Annotated in this window: 7 protein-coding genes and 1 tRNA gene; 4 read left to right on the top strand and 4 right to left on the bottom strand. The window is 50.3% G+C overall.

The features are described from left to right. Positions 1–7 precede the first annotated feature (7 nt). From PluTT01m_RS21285 to mcf, 4 genes are all read left to right on the top strand, one after another. A complete protein-coding gene (locus PluTT01m_RS21285) occupies positions 8–1,861 on the top strand; it encodes an ABC transporter ATP-binding protein (RefSeq protein WP_011148261.1) in 1,854 nt (617 codons plus the stop codon). Continuing rightward, complete coding sequence (locus tag PluTT01m_RS21280; protein WP_041380364.1) at positions 1,854–2,579, top strand: cupin-like domain-containing protein; 726 nt, start codon at positions 1,854–1,856, stop codon at positions 2,577–2,579. Before PluTT01m_RS21285 ends, PluTT01m_RS21280 begins: the two co-directional genes overlap by 8 nt. Continuing rightward, entirely contained in the window at positions 2,576–3,835 is a 1,260-nt protein-coding gene (locus PluTT01m_RS21275) for an arginase family protein (protein WP_011148259.1), read from the top strand. Before PluTT01m_RS21280 ends, PluTT01m_RS21275 begins: the two co-directional genes overlap by 4 nt. An 878-nt stretch (positions 3,836–4,713) precedes the next feature. Beyond that, positions 4,714–13,707 (top strand): insecticidal toxin MCF, encoded by an 8,994-nt coding sequence (gene mcf / locus PluTT01m_RS21270; RefSeq protein ID WP_011148258.1) that lies wholly within the window; start codon positions 4,714–4,716, stop codon positions 13,705–13,707. A 740-nt stretch (positions 13,708–14,447) separates the two neighbouring features. On the opposite strand, the gene PluTT01m_RS21265 is transcribed toward mcf, so the two are convergent. The 4 genes from PluTT01m_RS21265 to PluTT01m_RS21250 form a co-directional block, all read right to left on the bottom strand. Next, positions 14,448–14,523, bottom strand: a tRNA-Phe gene (locus PluTT01m_RS21265). Positions 14,524–14,651: 128 nt separating this feature from the next. Continuing rightward, positions 14,652–15,224 carry a division control transcriptional repressor DicD gene (gene dicD, locus PluTT01m_RS21260; protein WP_041380362.1) on the bottom strand — a complete coding sequence of 191 codons (573 nt, stop codon included), beginning with the start codon at positions 15,222–15,224 and terminating at the stop codon, positions 14,652–14,654. Positions 15,225–15,241: 17 nt separating this feature from the next. Further along, positions 15,242–16,969, bottom strand: coding sequence for a protein-disulfide reductase DsbD (locus tag PluTT01m_RS21255; RefSeq protein ID WP_011148255.1), 1,728 nt, complete (start codon positions 16,967–16,969; stop codon positions 15,242–15,244). Positions 16,970–17,153: 184 nt separating this feature from the next. Further along, positions 17,154–18,455, bottom strand: coding sequence for an anaerobic C4-dicarboxylate transporter (locus PluTT01m_RS21250; RefSeq protein WP_011148254.1), 1,302 nt, complete (start codon positions 18,453–18,455; stop codon positions 17,154–17,156). Positions 18,456–18,487 lie beyond the last annotated feature (32 nt).

Raw genomic sequence — 18,487 nt, 5'->3', positions numbered from 1 at the left:
GACCCTAATGCAATCCATTTTTCAATCGGCCTGGCGGCATAGCATTGCTCGCTTGGCCTCTTTAGATATTGCCAAGCCAAAGGCGATTCCGCTTGAACAGTCAGGTAACAGTATATATCAGTACATTCGTGCAGCAATCTTGGCTTGTGCCCCGGTAAGTACCATTATCATGATTGTCGCTACCGTGCTGGGTACTGTATGTAATGTTGGCCAATCTTATGTGCTGGGTGGGTTGACTGCGCTAGCCTTGCAAGGTCAGCAGGAACAAGTGTTGATGATGCTTGCCATTATTATCTCACTTTGGGTGTCTGCGCCACTGTTGCAAGCTGTTCACAGCCTGGCCCTTTTGTATTCAAGCCAAAACCTGCGTATTGGTGTGACAGACCATCTTTCTACCCGGCTAATGCATGCTAAGCCGATGAATCTGGCGGAGAACTCTGTCGGCAATCTTGTCGAACGTGTTGAGTTAGCTTCTAATAGCCTAGAAGACGTTGTGGGTTTGGTGGCGCAGACAGTGGTCAAGTTACTCTCTGTGGCGCTTCTCACTACATTGGTGTTGGCCAGCGTATCAGCACCTATGGCAATGGCCGCTGGGATATGGATGATAACGGCATTATTACTTTCTAGTTATTTAGCCTATACCGGTATGAATATTGTTGAGGACGCCAGCGATGCTCATGCCAAAGTGATCTCAGATCTGGCGGAGATAGTGACTAACGTACCTTTGATCAGGAGCTTTGTTGCTTATCGCTCGGAGCGACACAGTTTCAGTCAGGCATTGCGACAAGATCTTTACGCCTGTCGGCAGGTACGTAGCTACTGGGTATTTGTGTTGCTGATTGAAAGTACCTACAAATGGTTATTTGGAATAGCTATCTTGCTCTATATTGGTCTGCAATATGGGCAAGGTCAACTGACACTGCCCCAGCTAATCACGACCTGTTCCCTTATCATTTCGCTATCCTGGCACTTTGAGTCCGTTGCATTTTATTTTGTTGATATTTTTGACTCTTTGGGGGTGCTGCGGTCCAGTTTACGAGAATTATCCTCAATTCCGGTGGACATTGAATCAAACGAGTCTTCACCAATATTACCGGTACCCGGACAAATTGTGTTATCCAACGTGTGTAGCAGTTATGGTGCAACATCTGTACTTCGTGATGTTAGCCTGCGTATCGAACCGGGTACCAAAGTAGGCATTGTGGGACCTTCGGGATCAGGGAAGTCTACTCTGTTAGCTGTGCTGCGTGGTGATATGGTACCGGATTCCGGTACAGTGGAACTGCATGGATTGCCTTTAGCCAAGTTTTCGATGAGCAGTTTGCATCGAGTGTCGAGTGAAGCTTTGCAATCTGCTTTGATGTTCAACCGTTCTGTACGGGAAAACGTAACCTATGGTTCTGCTGTCAGTAGCGCTGAAGAAGTCTCTCATGCGCTGACAATGGCGCAAGCTATGATGTTGGTGGAAGGGTTGCCTCAGGGGCTGGATACTTTGGTCGGAGAGCGTGGAGCATCAATTTCCACCGGTGAACGGCAGCGTCTGAGTGTTGCGCGCGCTTTGCTTAAGAAATCTCCATTACTTATTTTTGATGAAGCAACATCCTCGGTAGATACAATTTCCGAAACTCGTATCCTCAATTATTTGCTCGATAAAATGCCAGAACGTACGGTGATAGTTGTAACCCACCGTGTTGCGACATTGAGTCGCTTTGATCTGATTGTGGTCATGGAACAAGGGCAGATTGTTGATATAGGAACACCGAGTGAATTGGAGGCACGCAATGGCCTTTTTCAGCGTTTACTGCATCGTGAAGACCAATCTGTGCCGGAACTAATATCAATGGATCCTAAGAATGAGTGAAATGATATTGATGTCACCTATTTTGCTAAAAGGAGTCACTTTGGACTGGTCTGCTCACCGGCGCTGGAGTTGGGAATTCTTTGCAGGGATGCAGGAACAGAAGCTAGCACTGAGTAATGCAAATGGCGAGTTCGAGGTTGAAGTTCCTGTGTGTGAATATATTCAGGCTTTGAAAAGCGGTGAAGGGCGATTGGCTAACTTGTATGCTTCCGGGTGGCGATTCTTTGAGCATAACCCAGATATGTTGCAGGACTTTAATGAGCCTATACCTGCTATTGGTGATCTGTTACAAGGCATTCCGGAGAAGTTGTTCAAGCCTCTTCTATGGATATTCATCGGTGCTGATTGTTCGGGCACAGCTCTCCATTACGATGTATTGGAAACTCATGCTTGGCTGGCCGTGATTGAGGGCAAGAAACGGTTAGCCTTACATGCGCCAGTTTGCTGGGACCATGAGTATGAGCAACAGAGAGCTCAAGCCTTACAAGTGCTCGAAACCCGTTGCAACCAAGGAGAGTGGTGCTACCTGGAGGTCAACAAAGGTGATTTGTTATACATTCCTGCAACTTGGTGGCATGAGGTGGTGAATGAAGGGCCGACGATTAGCTTGACTAGGAACTTTGTATCGCCAGAGATTGCTCGCACAGTAACCAGTTGTGCACGAGCCTTAGAGTTTCATCAATTACGTCCTTGGTTGGAAGGAGGGATGACCTCATGAAGGATCGCGTAAACCTTAGATACCGTGTTCACCCTGGCCTGCGCTACGATCCTGTTGAACCTGGGCGTATAGAGATCAGTATTCCCCTAGGCACTAAGCGACTGCGTGTGTCTAGTAAAATAAGATCATTATTGGAACAAATAAAGTCAGAGGCTGTTCTGGTCGGAACAATTATAGTCCAGCGTCTGGGGATTTCTGTGTTTGAGGCTATGGTGAAGTACCATTTTCTGTTTCCGGAAGATGCGAGTACCGCCTTGGAAGGCGGACTTTGTATACCTGTTTCGGAACCGGCGGGACAGTCAATTAGCGTCTTTGATTTTGATGAACTCCAGGCCGATGATGCCGTGTTATTACATGCTCCTATCTTGACGACAACTGGAGGAGAGATATCGGTTGCAGGTGGTGGTCAACACGTGCGTTCCCAGTTGGTACAGTGCTTGAGACATCCTCTGGGTACAGCGGGAAAGGGTGTTTTACTGGACCTTGATTTCGGTACTCGGTTGGAGCCAGAACGTCTGTGTCTGTTCGATCTCGGTGATATCGTATACCGCCCTAGTATGGATAGTGCTACCGATGTTGGTGAACGGCTTACCTATGTGTGCCGTAATATTGTGGAGTGGGATGCATGTCCAATAATCCTAGGGGGAGATCATGCCCAAGCTTTCTACAGCATAAGTGCTTTAAGCGAGCGTTATCCACGTCTGGGGGTGTTGCAGTTTGATGCTCATCCTGATTTGTATGCTATGGGGACTCCCTGCGATTTGCAGCTTAGCCATGCTAATGTCATGCACTGGGTTCGTCGTATGCCCCATGTTGCATCAATTTGGCAGATTGGTATTCGGGATTATTTTTGTCAACCTACTGAAAACCTCCAGTTAGAAGTGGATCCTAAGTTCCATATGCTCTCGGCTTTTGAAGCAGAGACCGTGGGCTACGAGCGCCTATTCAGGAATATGGATCGTTCTTTACCTTGGTTCATTAGTTTTGACGTCGATGTGCTGTTTGGTACGGAAGTACCGCAGACAGCAACCCCTGTACTGGGTGGCCTGAATTACTATCCTCTGTTGGCTTGTTTTGAGCGGCTGTTAAGCGAGTTCCGTATTGTTGGTATGGAGTTTGTCGAGATTGGTGATGCTTCGCAAGGTGCCCACGGGGCAGCCGCAGTGGCTGCTCGGTTGCTTAGTCGCTATCTCTTCCATTTGAGTAAGGCGATGGTGGCCGGCCATTGTATCTATTCACCTTTTCATCAAAGGTGATCGTTGGCGCTTTTGTTTTTGTCACGAAGAAACATAGGCGCAGGATTTTTAGCATGTGTATCTCCTTAGTTTTTGGGTCTTAATATTGAAGCGTGAGTTGATTCTGTATATCGATGTTGAGCTGGAAAGAGGAGAATATTAATCAGACAATATTGATTGTCCTTGTTGCCTGAATTTGCTCTTTCTATATAAATTCCTTAATTGCAGATAGGGAATTTTTTTGAGGTTATGCAAATGGTACCTCTGACGGTTTTTGATAAATAAGGAGGTATGTTACTTAAACACAGGTATCTAATCGATCAATCGTAAAACATTATATTAATTTGGGTTGCTTGACAGTTGCAGTAGAACTTTTAAATATCGCGCTCTAACGCAAAAATCAGATACAACAATTCACTAATAAATAACCTTCCTAAAATTCATTATTATTTATTCAACGTCTTATAAAAAACGCAACAATATAATTAAAAAATATTTTCATATGTAACTAATTCATATTGTTGATAATTTTAATTTAAATATACAAAAAATTAATTATATTTCAATGTCATCACTCATGTGATCCACAATATAAACGAAAAATAAAGGGGATAATTATGACTACAACTACAGAGCAAATAAATGTTGACTATCTAATATTCACGAATATAAATAACAATGATATGTAACTATCACTTAAATAAAGTAATGCAAAATGACATCTGCCTTCGACTCGACCGTATGTGCGGGAATCCCTGCGGTAACTGAATACGTTCGTACCTAAAGTTATGGTCTTTAGGTCGGGAAGAATGTCAAATCTGTATCGACAAACGACAAACGACAAACAGCTTTTCGCAGCGCGAAGGGTTTCGCTTAAAAACAGGCAAAGGAGCATTGCAATGGTTTCTATATCCAAAGACTTCACGAACCTGCTCAATACCCTGATCGATGGACAGATTGAGGCAGCAAGTCGTCAGACCGAATGGTTTAATATGAGGCCTGATGAGCGTGCCGACTACATCAGGCAGGTAGACGAGCGGTTACAGGAAATGCAGCAGAGTACGCTGAGTGTGCTGGCTGCTCAGCATTTTCAGATGCAGGACAGCCCCGTTTCTGTCGGCGACCAGTTGCAGACATTGCAGCAAAGACGGCAGCAGATGAACGATGTGCCCGGCACACCTGCGATCAACGCTTACAAGCAGCAACTGGACCGCGACATCCTGTTATACAGCCGACAGCAGATGACCATAACGCATTTTGACGGCACTTGGCGTAAAGCTTTGACCATGCTCAATCCCGGCGGCTCTAAGACCTTGAATACGACGACTCTGAGAGAGAACGCGGCAGGCAAGCAGGTTAAGCTGGATATCAAGATCAAACGTCTGGAACAGCAACTGACTATGCAGGTGGCTGCCTCCACGTTGTTCGGCCCAAAATACGTGATGCTGTTTTCCGAATTACAGGCCTACAAGGAGGTCAATGCTCGCTACAACGCCTTACTAAAAGCATCCTCTACGGAAGAGGCCGCAGCTCTCGGCGGGCTGACCACGGTGCCTCCGGCCTCCGATGATCTGCCGGTAAATATTTCGTTGCTGATGATGGAGGAGCGTCCTGGCTACATCCGCATGAACGTCGCACTAGTTAATGCCAGCACCGATGGCCGCTTCAAAGATTTCTTCCTAGAGAACGGCAGATTAGTTGTGTCGGCGGACAAGGTATTCAACTTCTCCTTCGGTACCGCAGCCCGCTCCCTAGCCTGGCAACAACAATACCGGCTCAAGAGTGAGCCACCATCCTTTCGCTCGCCGACCTATGCGCCAATTCGCTCGGTGCTGGTCAAAACCGAATTCGTCGAGAAGTACTTCGCCAACTACCTAGTTTCGGAAAGCACCTTGCGTGAAGGCTTCAAGGCGCAGTTGCTGGGTAACGGTCGCAAAATGCTGCTGACCAGCGTTGACCGTAAGGTGCCGAACCAGGTCGGGATTCAGATATCCGGCCAGGTTTCGAATACCACCATCACCCGTGAGGTACCATTGGCAAGCGCCTTGAGTGACCTGATCAACCAGAATGCTGATATCGCTAGCTTCCAGACTATCGGCCTGGAGGGGTTTCGACAGAACGGTTACCATCCGGACCGTGACGGGCTTTTCGTTAATATCCATGAGCTGGAACGTTCAGTCGGTTTTGCCAGTCGTCAGTACTTGTTGGAAATGCCCCAGGGCAACGGTTACCTATCCGCGACGCCCTTTGGGGTGATGAACGTTGACGACAACAAGGTCAGCAGCAGCCACTTGAGCAAGGCGCAGACCGACACACTGTATCAATACAACGCCGCATTTTTCGAGAAGCTGGAACAACTGCGTGACGGTGGTACGAAGGCCAGTCGTCTGTTCAAAGGCAGCGAAGATCGCAAGGCGTTCGAGCAGCAGCTGGTGCGTTTGCTCGAACGTAACCACATCACCCCCGCAGGGGTGTTGGCACCGGAGTACTTCCGTAACAACATGCGCGATATCAAGGGTAATAACCTAAACAAAGCACTGTGGGAACAGGCGTTCGCCGCTTCGGTCTGGCGAAGCAGCGATAATGACCCGCTGCTGTTCGGGCTGGCGACGAGACTGGTGAAGAACCCGGCTGTGGTTAAGGTCTTGCAAAATGGCTATGTGCAAAGTGACATTGTCCAGGCTAGGGGGCTATTGGCACCGTTGTACGAACAATGGCGCATTCGGGCCATCGAAGTGGAAATCCAGCGGGTTGCCAGCGCCAATGCGGCACAGCATCCAAGCAATCCGAAAGTACAGGTTTTCGATCAGGCTGCGGTTGATCGATCGCTGGACGACAAACTGCTCACTCTGTTACTGACTGGTTCCCAGGGACTTGAGAGCGCCGATGCGCAACTGCGTCCGGCGGTTGAGGCGGTGCTGTTGAGCAATGAGGGCAGGAGCTTACGCAAACAGGTCTTGTTCCATGCTTTGCGTCCAGTAGCCGATAGCTTTTCCAAGGCCGCGGTCCCGGTCAATCCTCACGCTGCGCTGGGTGACGGCAAGGTCATGATTAATAACCGGCTGAATCAGCCCGATCCGTATCTGATCCTCAATACCAGCTCTGAGGAGCAGACGTATCACGAGGATTCGTACCTGATCAAGGACGATAAATACCGCAGCTACAACCAGTTCCGTCCGGACCCGAAGAATGACGCTACACGCTACATGAATGACCTGGACACCCCGTTCGTGGGGGGAATTTCCGGGACCACCCAGACCGTCAGTAATGCCTTACCGGAATTATTCGGTGGCGCGTTGAGCGTCAAGCAATATTGGCAATTCCAGATGGCCAATGCGGCCTTCATGATCCGTAACGGCTATCACTCGTTCTTCGAAACCCTCTATGTCGCTGCGCGTTACGAACCAGAAGGTGCGGACAGTATCGGCAAGGACATGTTGCAGATGTTCGACAAGTACCGCGCCGAAGGCAGCAAGAGAGAGTTATGGGGTGAACTGTATGACGGAGTGATGGCGCGGGTCTTACCGATCATTAATCAGGGCTTGCCAGCGGCTGACGAATTCCATCCACCGCGTTTTACCTACATGGGTCCAAAACCGGCGCTGCTGGGGCAGGCGGTGAAGGATCTCGAACTCAAGGCTGGGCTGGTGTCTGTAGGTGATGGATTTGAGCCCCGACAAGGCAGTGCTGACATCCATCAGTTTGCCACTGATCCTGCACTGTTCGCCAAAACCCACACCATCAGTGCTGAGGTGCTGGTCAGGTCGGGGCACCTCCCGGCAAAGGGGAGTGCCCAGTTGGTGAAGGTCAGGTCAGGCTTATACGAGATCGAGTACACTAAACAAAATGCTAATAGCATATCTTCAAGTAGCGTGTCGGCGTACTTCCTCGGCTACAATGGCCTGAACCAGGCCAATGCGGTACCCGCTTATGTGGACATTCCTAAGCATGTGGCCGCAGGGAGCTTTCTGTTCACCGGGACACTATCGGGCGGCTCGCTAGTGGTGACCAGCCTCGATGACAATACCTACCGGGTCTACCACGATGGCCGGTTCAACAGCTCGCTGCTGTATGACAACGTGGTGATGGCGGTCGACTACAAAGATTACCAGATATCCGATACCGCTGGGGGTTTTGCCGCAGCGTACATGCAGTACGTCAATGGTGAGTGGCAACTGGTGTTCCAGCGACAGGAATATCAACGAGATGGACAGATGGTTTGGCCGAAACTGCGCGGTGATGTGGAGCCGCTCTCAATCCAAATCGCCGGCAGTCAGGTGGTGGAGCGTAACCAAGCCGAATTCGCCACTTACCGCGAGCAGGTTCACCAACAACTGAAGACGGTGGCGACGCAGTTTGGGGTGTCGGTCGAAGGAGTTACCGACGGCGTCTACACCGAGGGGGAGTTTTCTCCTGAGCATCCGGCGATTGCCGCATGGACCCGGTTGCGTGAAGCGGTTCAGGCCAAGGTCAAAGCCAACATGGACCCGGTGGCAGATAAACTCTACCAGCTCCAGCAAGCACGACGTACCTCAAGTGATACGGCCTTGATCGACCAGCAGATCAAGCAACTCAATCTTACACAGGACTACTACAGGGCGCAGTATGATCCAATATTGCGTGAAGCCAGTTCTGTCGAAAAGACCTGGCTCTGGCAGCAGATCAAGGCCAAAGATGGCAGCGTTGCGGTGGTACAGATTGATGATACGGCCATTCAAGGCGAGGAGCGTACCAGCAGCGTGGGAGAACGTTACGCGGCCTCCGAGGTCTATCAGCGCGGGGCACAGGGTACCGGGTTCAATGATGGTTTGCGTAACTTCCGTGAGATCAAGATCCCCGGGGTGGATGACAAAATGTCGGTCTTGGAGATGAAGCGACGGTTTCTTGAGGGAAAACTCACCCACGAGCAACGGGAAGCCTTGAGCGCTCGCATCGCCGAAATCAGCCAAGCCGAGTACATTGACAAGGTACTGCGACAGACCGCAATGTTCAGTGAGGACTTCCATGATGCCGGCAGTGTCTTCAACCGCTTAGTACCACAGGACTTTTATCTGTCGCTGGTCGGTGACCGAACCGGTGGCCGTTGCTACCCTTTGGTCAGGACCATGGCTGTGGCATTGGCGGGTGGTGGGGAGGCCGGCATCAACAGCTTAGTACAAAAGCTGTTCTTCGCTTCCGCCGACCCGCAGGCGGGCAGCTCCACGCTGCTCAAGAACAGCCTGATCAGTCTGCACTACAATGTCGAAGCCGTTCAGGCTTCCACGGAGCTGGGCCAGTTCAATTTGTCCGAGGTGGTGTCGCGACTGGCCGCAACAACCGGCACTTCGATGTTTGCACTCAATACCCAGAATCACTCGATGATGGTAGGGAGCACTGTCACGGCCGAAGGCCGTCGCTACTACTTCTATGACCCGAATGTTGGGATCTTTGCTTTCGACAACACCAAGAGTCTGTCCAGAGCTATGGAGCAGCACTTGGTAGTGCGCGGGCTGGCCGCGCACTATGGCTCGTTCGGCAGCAAGTCAGTGCCGGCCTTCAACTTGATTGAGATCGATACCCGCAAGATGGCAGAGGTACCTGTAGGCAATGGCCTGAACGTGGCCGACCTGACCCGGTTCGAGGAATTGGCTAGTGTTATCGGGCAACGGCGGCAGGTCGAACAGGTGGTGAGTGTACAAGAGTGGGTCATGGAAGACTTGCGACTGAGCCCTGCACTGAAGACCTTTGATGCCGAGCAATGGGGTGCACGGTTCGAAGTCGCCAGTGCCCGGCTGGCGCAAGAGCACCAACTGGACAGCCGCTGGCTACCGATTATCGCTACGACGGAAGACCAGGGGGAAGGTCGCTACCGGGTCCAGTTCATTAACCGTGACCAACCCGAGCAGACCCGTTGGTTGATCACCAGCGATAGCACCTTTGTCGAATTCCGGCGCTTCATTGATGAGCACATGGCTGTACTGAACGAGCACTTTACCCTAGAGCATGGCCGGATGCGGCTCCGCGGTGGAGTTGGCGAGGCTGCTCCGGTGGATGGGTTGAACGCTGGGTTTGCGGTTCAGACGCTGATCCAGTGGTTTGCCGACAAGAACCGCCACGATGCGGCAAGCGGAGTGATTTCGCCTGATCTGGCCACCGCGCTCAAGGTCCATAGCTACCTCAACTTGGTCCAGATGGCTCACGGTGGCGTACAGGATATAGCTAAGGTTACCGCGTTGGTGCGTACGGCGCTGCGCGGTGAAGTGGTGGCCGCTGAAACCTCGTTAAAGGACTTTGCTTCGAATCTGGGCCACACTGTCAATGAAGGTGCCGGTGTGTTGTTTGGAGGAGCTATGGTCGGTTTGGATGCTTATGAACTGGCCCACGCTGAGAACGATGTGCAGAAGGCGGTGTTCGGTACCCAGTTAGCGTTCGACTCGGCGAGCTTCGTCACTGGCGCAGCCGGGGTGGGGGCTGGGTTGGTCGGTGCTTCAACGGCCGGGGCGGTACTCGGTGGGGCCAGCGTAATCCTTGGTGGGCTCGCGGTGGGCTTTACGGCACTGGCTCAAGCCTTTGGTGCGGTCGCTGAGGATGCCAAGGCGGTAGGCCGTTACTTTGATACGGTCGACAAGGCGTACAAAGGCAACGGCTATCGTTATGACAACAAGAACAAGGTGCTGGTGCCTCTTGCCGGGGCGGTGATCAAGAGCCTTGACTTGCGCAAGCACCAGATCAGCTTCGACAGCCAGTACATCTACCGCACCCATTCGGGTTCTACCGGTTCGGGGGAAATCAATTACTTCTTCTGGGTCGGTGACTTTCCGCGAATGGTCCATGACCGTGGTCAGGCGATTGAAGTGCGTAGCGGTATTGGTTACAAGGATATCTCCCGGCCTCTTGAACACAGTGACAGCAATGTCGTGATCCTGCCGGGTACACCTAAGTCCTACATCAGCTACGAATACATGTTACTTCCCGGTGCTACCACACGCCATGATGCTGGCTTCGACGTGATCCGCAGGCTTGAGGAAGACAAACGATTCGACTACGACTTCTATATCTTTCCGGGTGAGGAGACAATCCGCAGGATTCATCATGAGTACGTCGACACCCCAATCGAGGTGGTGCTCGATCAGCGCAACCGGCAGCTGGTGGTGCCCGAGCTACCCAAAGAGCTGCACAGCTTTTTACGCTACGAGATCAAGGGAGCGGGTGGCGAGTACCTGATTGGCCTTAACGAAGGCACCCAAGTTAAGCTCACGAGCGATAGCGCCAGTGCATTGTCGCGCTGGATCATTGATAGCAGTCAACTCGCCAGTGACAGCATCAGCGTGTCGAAGAACCAACTGGTGGTTGGCGGGGTGGTAGTCGAACTTGACCCGACCCAGAACGGGCAGGTATTGGTGGTCAACGGCAAGGGCGAGGTACGAGAAGTTGACTTTGCCGGCCTGACAACTCAGGTGGTAAGCGAAGATGCGGGCAAGTGGCAGGTGCCCGGCCAGCAAATCGAGCAGCACCTGAGTGATCTGGCCAAAGCGCATCAGTTGCACGGGCAGTACGTAGTGGTGGAGAACTACAGCCACAACGGACGAGATGTTGGTCGAGCGTTCTATGATGTAGGCAAGGAGCGGATGTTGTTCACCAACACCACCCACGAGCAGACCAGACATGCCCAACTGGGTGCGGTGATGGGTGACCATGCCTATTTCTACGACGCCGACAATGCGGCAGCGTGGCGGGTAGACATCGCCACCGGACAGGTCGACGCGCAATTTGAGCCTTGGTTTAATCAAAATGCGGGCCAGATCAGTCGGCTATGGCAGGAGGGAGATGCGGTCTACCTGGCACGCCGTTATCGACTAAAAGAGAAGGAGGCTGAATTAGAGAAGGAAGCTGAACTGTGCTATCGGATCCTCAGTGATCGAATGGAGTTGGTCAGTGCGGTGGGTGATGATGCGCTGATCCAGCTTTTAGCACGTACCAGCCAGCATAGTGATGTGCTTAAGGCTATACTCCAGGGCTACGAGAGCAAAAGTATACAGCGTGAGACGCCGATGTATACGTTGGGCACACGGCTGCTCCAGCCGACCAGTGCGGCGCTGGTCACGGTGTTCGGCGTGGATGCGGCTGGCGTGGCGCACCGTTACTGGATACGTACCGGCGATGGGACTCTAATCAAGCCGAATCTGGCACCACCGGCAGATCAGACCCCGCACTTTAAAGAGAACGAACAAACCCGCAGTGCCTGGCCGATCCCGGCCGACTTGGTGTTAGCGGGGAGCATGCCGCAGCCCGGCGGTAAAGAGGTGTTTTTCTTCTACAGTAAAGAGCAAAAGGTTCTGTTCCGACAGGAAGGTCCCGGGCAGGCTGTTCTCGACGCTAGCCATCCCACTGCATTGCGCATCAGTACTCCAGCGTTAGCCAACTTGGTCAACCTGAACGGTAGCCTGCTTGCCATCACCGAGGATGGGCGTGTGGCTCGGCTCGATGCACTGGGGCAGCTTAACTACGAAGCGGTTAATGAGCATTGGCTCAAGGGACGTACCCACTGGTGGCAGGACCTGGCTAGCGTCGCCGACGGCAGAGCTACTTTGGCGGTGTTCGGAATCAAGGGTACCGACGGCAAGAGCCTGCTGCCAGTGTGGTACCACAAGGGTCAGGTAATAGTGGCCTCGGCTCCTCTGCAAGACAAACGTTTGCAGTTCTTGGGTTTTGAAGTGGATGGCTCCGGTGCGCGGCTGTTCGAACCCGCCAGCGGCAAGTTGTATCGTCAGCCGCCTATGACTGCCGATGCGCTGGCTGCCGCGTTTGGTACCGACGAGGTGCTTGAAGTCTCGTCACAGCTTCCCGCCGCCGGTGAGCTGGCGTCTGGACTGCACCTCAAGGCGGTGGAGCAAGTCGATGTCGGGCTACGACTGACCACCGTCAAAGGTGAGATCCTATTGCAAACCAATGACGGCAAATTGCAGCTAGTCGCCGTCGATAAAGGCTGGCAGCAGGACAACTTCGCTCGTCTGCCACAGGCACTTGCTGAGGTTGCTGATAAGTGGCGAACCAAAGGCGTGCTGACCTTGCAAGGCGATGACACACAAGGTTGGTTCGATGTCGGCAGTGGTCAAGTGTTCTCCTACGGTAGCATCCAGGCTAAAGACAATCTGCGTTTCATCGGAATTGCTGCCGGGAAGAAGGGCGCGTATGTGTACAGCCCAACGGACCAGGCACTGTACCGGGTCAAGGATGATAGTGTGCAGAAGCTGAATCATTACACTAGTGTCGAGCGTATTGGTTCGTCGCTGTTGATTCGGGGCGGGGGTACGGGTGGTCGCCGGGACGACTTGACCCCACCGCTGATCACCGGTGTCGACAGTGTGGTGTTGCATGGCGGTGCTGATAACGATACCTACCGCCTCAGCCAAGAGATGTGGTCGCATTACCGCACGGTTATCATTGACAACGATGACCCGGGCCAGGCTCTGGACCGCTTGATCATGCCGATGGTTGATGCGGAAAAAATCCTCGTTAGTCGCCATGAGGATAACTTGATGCTGACTGACTCGGCCAATGGCACGACCTTGGTGGTGCGCAAGGTGTTCGGTAGCCAGGCGGTGACGCACCAGCATTTGCAAATCGAACTGGAAGGTTCTTCGTCGGTGATGGGAGTGGACCATCTGGTCAAGAACTTTATCCAGAAGAGTTACATTAATGGGGAGCTGGTAGAACTGTCTTGGGCCAGTAGACAGCCCGTCATCGAGCCTCATGTGATTCATTCCGTTGCCGCAGTCCCGGACACGGGAGGGCCGAGCCTAGCGAAGCTGAGCGGGGCTATGGCTTCGTTCCCTGATATCGGCGGTGCCCGCGAGCACCTGCCGCAAAACCGTCAGTCCGCGCCGGCGGCGCTGGTGCCACCGCTGTCTTGAGTTAGCCGGAGAAACTACAGGAGGGGCGCAAAGCCCTTCCTGTCTCCGGACTCTGGTCGAATCATTCCTCTTGTAGTAGAAGCAGATCATGATCAAATCCACCAAAGGCTTACGGTCAAGTTATTGCAAGGTGGTGAATACATTCCTGATGTTTTCGGGTGTGAACAATCGGCCTGCTTAAGTGATCCTCCGGCAGGTATTGGCATTGCGTGGATATGTGTTGCATCAGGTCGGGCTGAAAGGTGTTACAAACGTGTTACTTGGAATAGTAAGATTGCGTATTTGCTGGAGTGTGAATTGATGTTGAGCTACAGAGAGAAGAATGTTAATAGGATAAAACAGAATATTCTCGCTGCTGGCTGAACCTGTCTTTTCTACATAAATTCCTTGTTACAAGATGAGGAATTTTTTTGAACTGAGGCAATCTCTTATAACTAACCCTATTCTGATTAATAATAAGAAAGCCGAGCAACCAATAAACAATATTGTGTTAATTGATTGATTGATTGATTGATTGATTGATTGATTTTAGTTTGGATGGGTTGACAGTTGCAATAGAACTTGTAAATATTTCGTTCTAACGAAAATAGAACATCTGATTTCTCAGATATCCTGAATCTAGAACCCCTTTAATTAACATCAAAATATTGCATGATTGAATAATGCCACGCGATGCATTTTTAGGTTTCATTATCGAACGTCCGTTGAGCGTTTTTATCTCTCAACCAACGCACTTTGAATGGTGCCCGGAGGCGGAATCGAACCACCGACACGAGGATTTTCAATCCTCTGCTCTACCGACTGAGCTATCCGGGCAACGGGGCGCATTAAACCGTATTCAGCCTAAGTCGTCAATGCCTTTCTGATAAAAAATGATAAAAGCGGATTGACTGCCTTCTTTTTGCTCGGAATTTGTGTGGTTGTTCATCTTAGGCTGATTTTTGTTAACTTAACGCACCATTTTTGCGACATAAGGCAATAGCTAAAACATCTTCTGCTAGCAGTTTTGCCGTAGTGATATCACCAATATCCCGTTTGAGTAGTAGCTTACTCAGGCAGCCTTCCAGAATCAGCTCCATCTGTTTAGCAACGAGTTCGCAATCTTCAATATCCAGTTGATGTAATAGCTCAGTAGTGTAACGAGAAGAACTCTGTTTTTGTAATTCAGCTAATTGATGGATAGGGTGGTCAGGTTCAGGGAATGCGCTACAGGCTGCGATAAATAGGCAGCCTGGGTAGCGTTTCTCTTTTACTTTTTCATCAAGGGCTGTGTAACGAGCTAGTAGCTTCTGTTCTGGTGTCAGATTTTCATCCAGTAATATCTGTCGCTGCCAGACTTCAATCTGTTGGCCGTGATAACGTAGACAGTCATAAAGTAGAGCTTCCCGATCGGGCCAGAATTGCTTGAGATATTCGATATCCATGTTAAGCGAGCCAAAAAGTACCTCAGTTGTGATGGATAAGCCATGTTGCTCCAGTAAGTTTAAGGCATGACTAAGAACTTGTTCTCGTTGCATGGTGTTCTCCTTCTGAGTCATTTTGGCAGATGTTGCAAATGTTCATTAAAGCGGGTGGCATCCATAAAGCCATTTACCCGTGAATCGGGGATCTCTTTCCCCTGAGAATCAAAAAACAAAATAGTCGGCAATCCCCGAACGCTAAGTTTTTCTAAAAGCTGCTTCTGCTGCGGGCTGTTGTTCGTGACATTGGCCTGTAACAGTAAGGTATCACCCAGTTGTGACTGAACTTGTGGATCGCTGAAAGTATATTTTTCAAATTCTTTGCAAGCGGTACACCAGTCAGCATAGAAATCAAGCATAACGGTTTTATGGCTGTTTTGTGTCATTATCTGTTCTAATTCCTGCCAGTTATTTATCTGGCGGAAATTTAGGCTGTGTTGCGACTGTTGTGTGACCGTTGTACCCCAAAACCAATCCTGCAATGGGCGAGTAGCTATCAGCATCAGAATTAACAATATCAGTTGTATGACTCGTACCCAACCGTTTTGGCTTCTAATCGTCAGAACAAATCCCCATCCTAGAAAACTGACTGCCAGCAGGCTCCATAATCGTATTCCCCATGCATCACCGATAACCCTTTCCAGCAGGAAAACGGGTAGTGCAAGAATAATGAAGCCAAAAGCTTCTTTAACATACTGCATCCAAGGCCCACTGCGTGGCAGGAGTTTGTGGCCAAATAGGGTGACAGCAATGAGCGGTAATCCCATTCCTAAAGCGTAAAGATAGAGGGTTAGGCCACCTGCCACGGTATTACCACTTTGAGCAATGTAAAGCAGAATCGCACTTAAAGGGGCGGTAGTACAAGGTGAGCAAATTAATCCCGCTAACGCCCCCATAGCGAATACGCCGAAAAGTGAACCGTTTTTTTGCTGGTTACTCCAGTTGACTAAGCGCGTCTGAACAGCGGAAGGCAGTTGCAGAGAATAGAGGCCGAACATCGACAGTGCCAGCAGTATAAACAATACTGATAAGCCGATCAGTACATACGGATGTTGCAGTGCGGCCTGAAATTGTAGACCCGCCGCTGCTACAATCAATCCAAGTAGTGTATAGGTGACTGCCATGCCTTGAACATAGCTTAGCGCTAACCAAAATATCTGTTTTAGGCTTTTAGGGCGTTGGCTGCCAAGAATAATGCTGGAAATCAATGGATACATCGGTAGTACACAAGGTGTAAAGGCGATACCGATGCCAATCAAAATTGCCCAGAGTGGTGAGAAAGGCAAATGTTGTTGATCATTCGATGCACTTTCTGGCGTTTTGTGAACAGGTTCAGCAGATATGGCGTCAGTTGTTTTTGATGGAATAACTGCACTCAATGGGACAAGGCGGGTTTCAGGTGGATAGCAATATCCTGCGGCGGCACAGCCTTGATAAGTGACAACGATATTAGAATTGTTGTTCGCCTTTGTAACAGGAACATTGACGATGAGTTGTTGGAAATAAACTTCAGTTTCACCAAAGAACTCATCTCGATGAGCTGTACCTTGTGGCAACGTGATTTTACCCAGTGTGGCCTGTTGCGGCTCAATATGAAGTTGTTTGTGATAAAGGTAATAACCCGGTTTGATCTGCCAGTCTAACGTCAATTTGTCGCCTTTTTGCTGAAAATCAAACATGAATGCCTGATCTACTGGCAAATATGGGTTTTGCCCCGGCTGTTCAAACAGTGCGTTTGCTGCCGCCGGGGTAAGAAGGGGGCTGCAAAGCAGCAAAAATAGCATCAGAGTACGTTTAATCATAAAGATAATGATCGCTAATCGAATGAAACAGACTCAGCACTATAACCGAAGGCGGCCAGACCAGAAAGTGTTCTGGTTAAGATTAAAACAGTTATCGAAGGTTTTCAGAGAAAATATATCGTTTGGGAGAGGGGAGTCAGGGGCGGTATACGCCCCTGGATTAAGTGGTTATTGGCAGCCAGAATTAGAGGATCATACTGCCGAATAGGAAACCGAAGGCAACAGCTAGAGCAACCCCAATGGTGCCAGGGATAAAGAATGGATGATTAAATACAAAACGGCCGATACGGGTCGTGCCGGTGTCATCCATCTGAACTGCGGCAACCAAGGTTGGATAGGTAGGCAGAATAAACAACCCAGAAACCGCTGAGAAAGAGGCAATGGCGGTCAATGGTGTGACGTTAAGAGCCAAAGCCATCGGCATCAACGCTTTTGCGGTGGCTGCCTGAGAATAGAGCAGGGCGGAACAGAAGAAGAAAATGATCGCTAGCAACCAAGGTTGAGAGTGGATTAAGTCTCCAGCGGTGCCTTTAATCCAATCCATGTTTGCCTGAACAAAAGTATCTCCTAGCCATGCAACACCTAGAATACAGATACATGCGCTCATACCCGCTTTAAAGGTACTGGAGTTCAGAATGGCGTCAGTATCAACTGAACAGAACATCGTTGTGATAGTTGCGACACTCAACATAATGATCAGAATGGCGTGAGTGGTGTTCATCAGAGGTTCTTCAACCAGACCGATGCTTGGGCTATTGACGATAGCGTAAATAACAACACTGATAACACCGGACAGGAATAACAGAACGGAAGCTTTAGCCCTTGGTTTAATCTCAATTTGTTTGCTGCCACGCAGAGTTACCAAGTTGTCTTCCAAGCGCTTTAAGTAAATGGGGTCATCAGACAACTTGGAATTAAACGCCCAGGAGATGATGAAAGACATCAGAACGATAGCGGCGAAAGTGGATGGTAATAGCACCATTAACAGATGGATATAGCTAACGCCGTGGCCTTCCATCAGAGAAGACATATAAACGACCGCCGCGGAAATTGGTGAGGCGGTGATGCCAATTTGGGCCGCTACAACCGCAGTGGAAAGTGGACGGCATGGCTTAATGCCTTGCTCTTTCGCAACTTCGGTAATAACAGGCAGTGCTGACAGGGAGATGTTACCTGTACCTGCAAACAGTGTCAGGAAATAGGTAACGATAGGTGCGAGTATCGTGATGTATTTTGGGTTTTTACGCAGCAGTTTTTCAGTTTGCTGAACCAGATAATCCAGACCACCGGCAACCTGCATTGCAGAGATAGCGGCGATAACTGCCATAATGATGGAAATAACATCAAATGGGATATGCCCTGGTTTAACGCCAATTACAGCCAGCACCAGAACGCCAAGACCACCGGCAAATCCAATGCCAATTCCCCCTAATCTTGCACCCAGGAAGATGGCCAGCAGAACGATAATCAATTCTACGGCTAACATAATAGTGACTCCTTGAAATAATTAAAAATTTG

It is taken from the genome of Photorhabdus laumondii subsp. laumondii (genome assembly GCF_003343245.1).
Classification (GTDB): domain Bacteria; phylum Pseudomonadota; class Gammaproteobacteria; order Enterobacterales; family Enterobacteriaceae; genus Photorhabdus; species Photorhabdus laumondii.
This window is presented reverse-complemented; position numbering and strand designations above follow the sequence as displayed.

Coding starts and splice junctions, on each gene's coding strand:
- PluTT01m_RS21280 (WP_041380364.1), top strand. CDS start 1,854: ATGAGTGAAATGATATTGATGTCACCTATTTTGCTAAAAGGAGTCACT.
- mcf (WP_011148258.1), top strand. CDS start 4,714: ATGGTTTCTATATCCAAAGACTTCACGAACCTGCTCAATACCCTGATC.
- PluTT01m_RS21275 (WP_011148259.1), top strand. CDS start 2,576: ATGAAGGATCGCGTAAACCTTAGATACCGTGTTCACCCTGGCCTGCGC.
- dicD (WP_041380362.1), bottom strand. CDS start 15,224: ATGCAACGAGAACAAGTTCTTAGTCATGCCTTAAACTTACTGGAGCAA.
- PluTT01m_RS21285 (WP_011148261.1), top strand. CDS start 8: ATGCAATCCATTTTTCAATCGGCCTGGCGGCATAGCATTGCTCGCTTG.
- PluTT01m_RS21255 (WP_011148255.1), bottom strand. CDS start 16,969: ATGATTAAACGTACTCTGATGCTATTTTTGCTGCTTTGCAGCCCCCTT.
- PluTT01m_RS21250 (WP_011148254.1), bottom strand. CDS start 18,455: ATGTTAGCCGTAGAATTGATTATCGTTCTGCTGGCCATCTTCCTGGGT.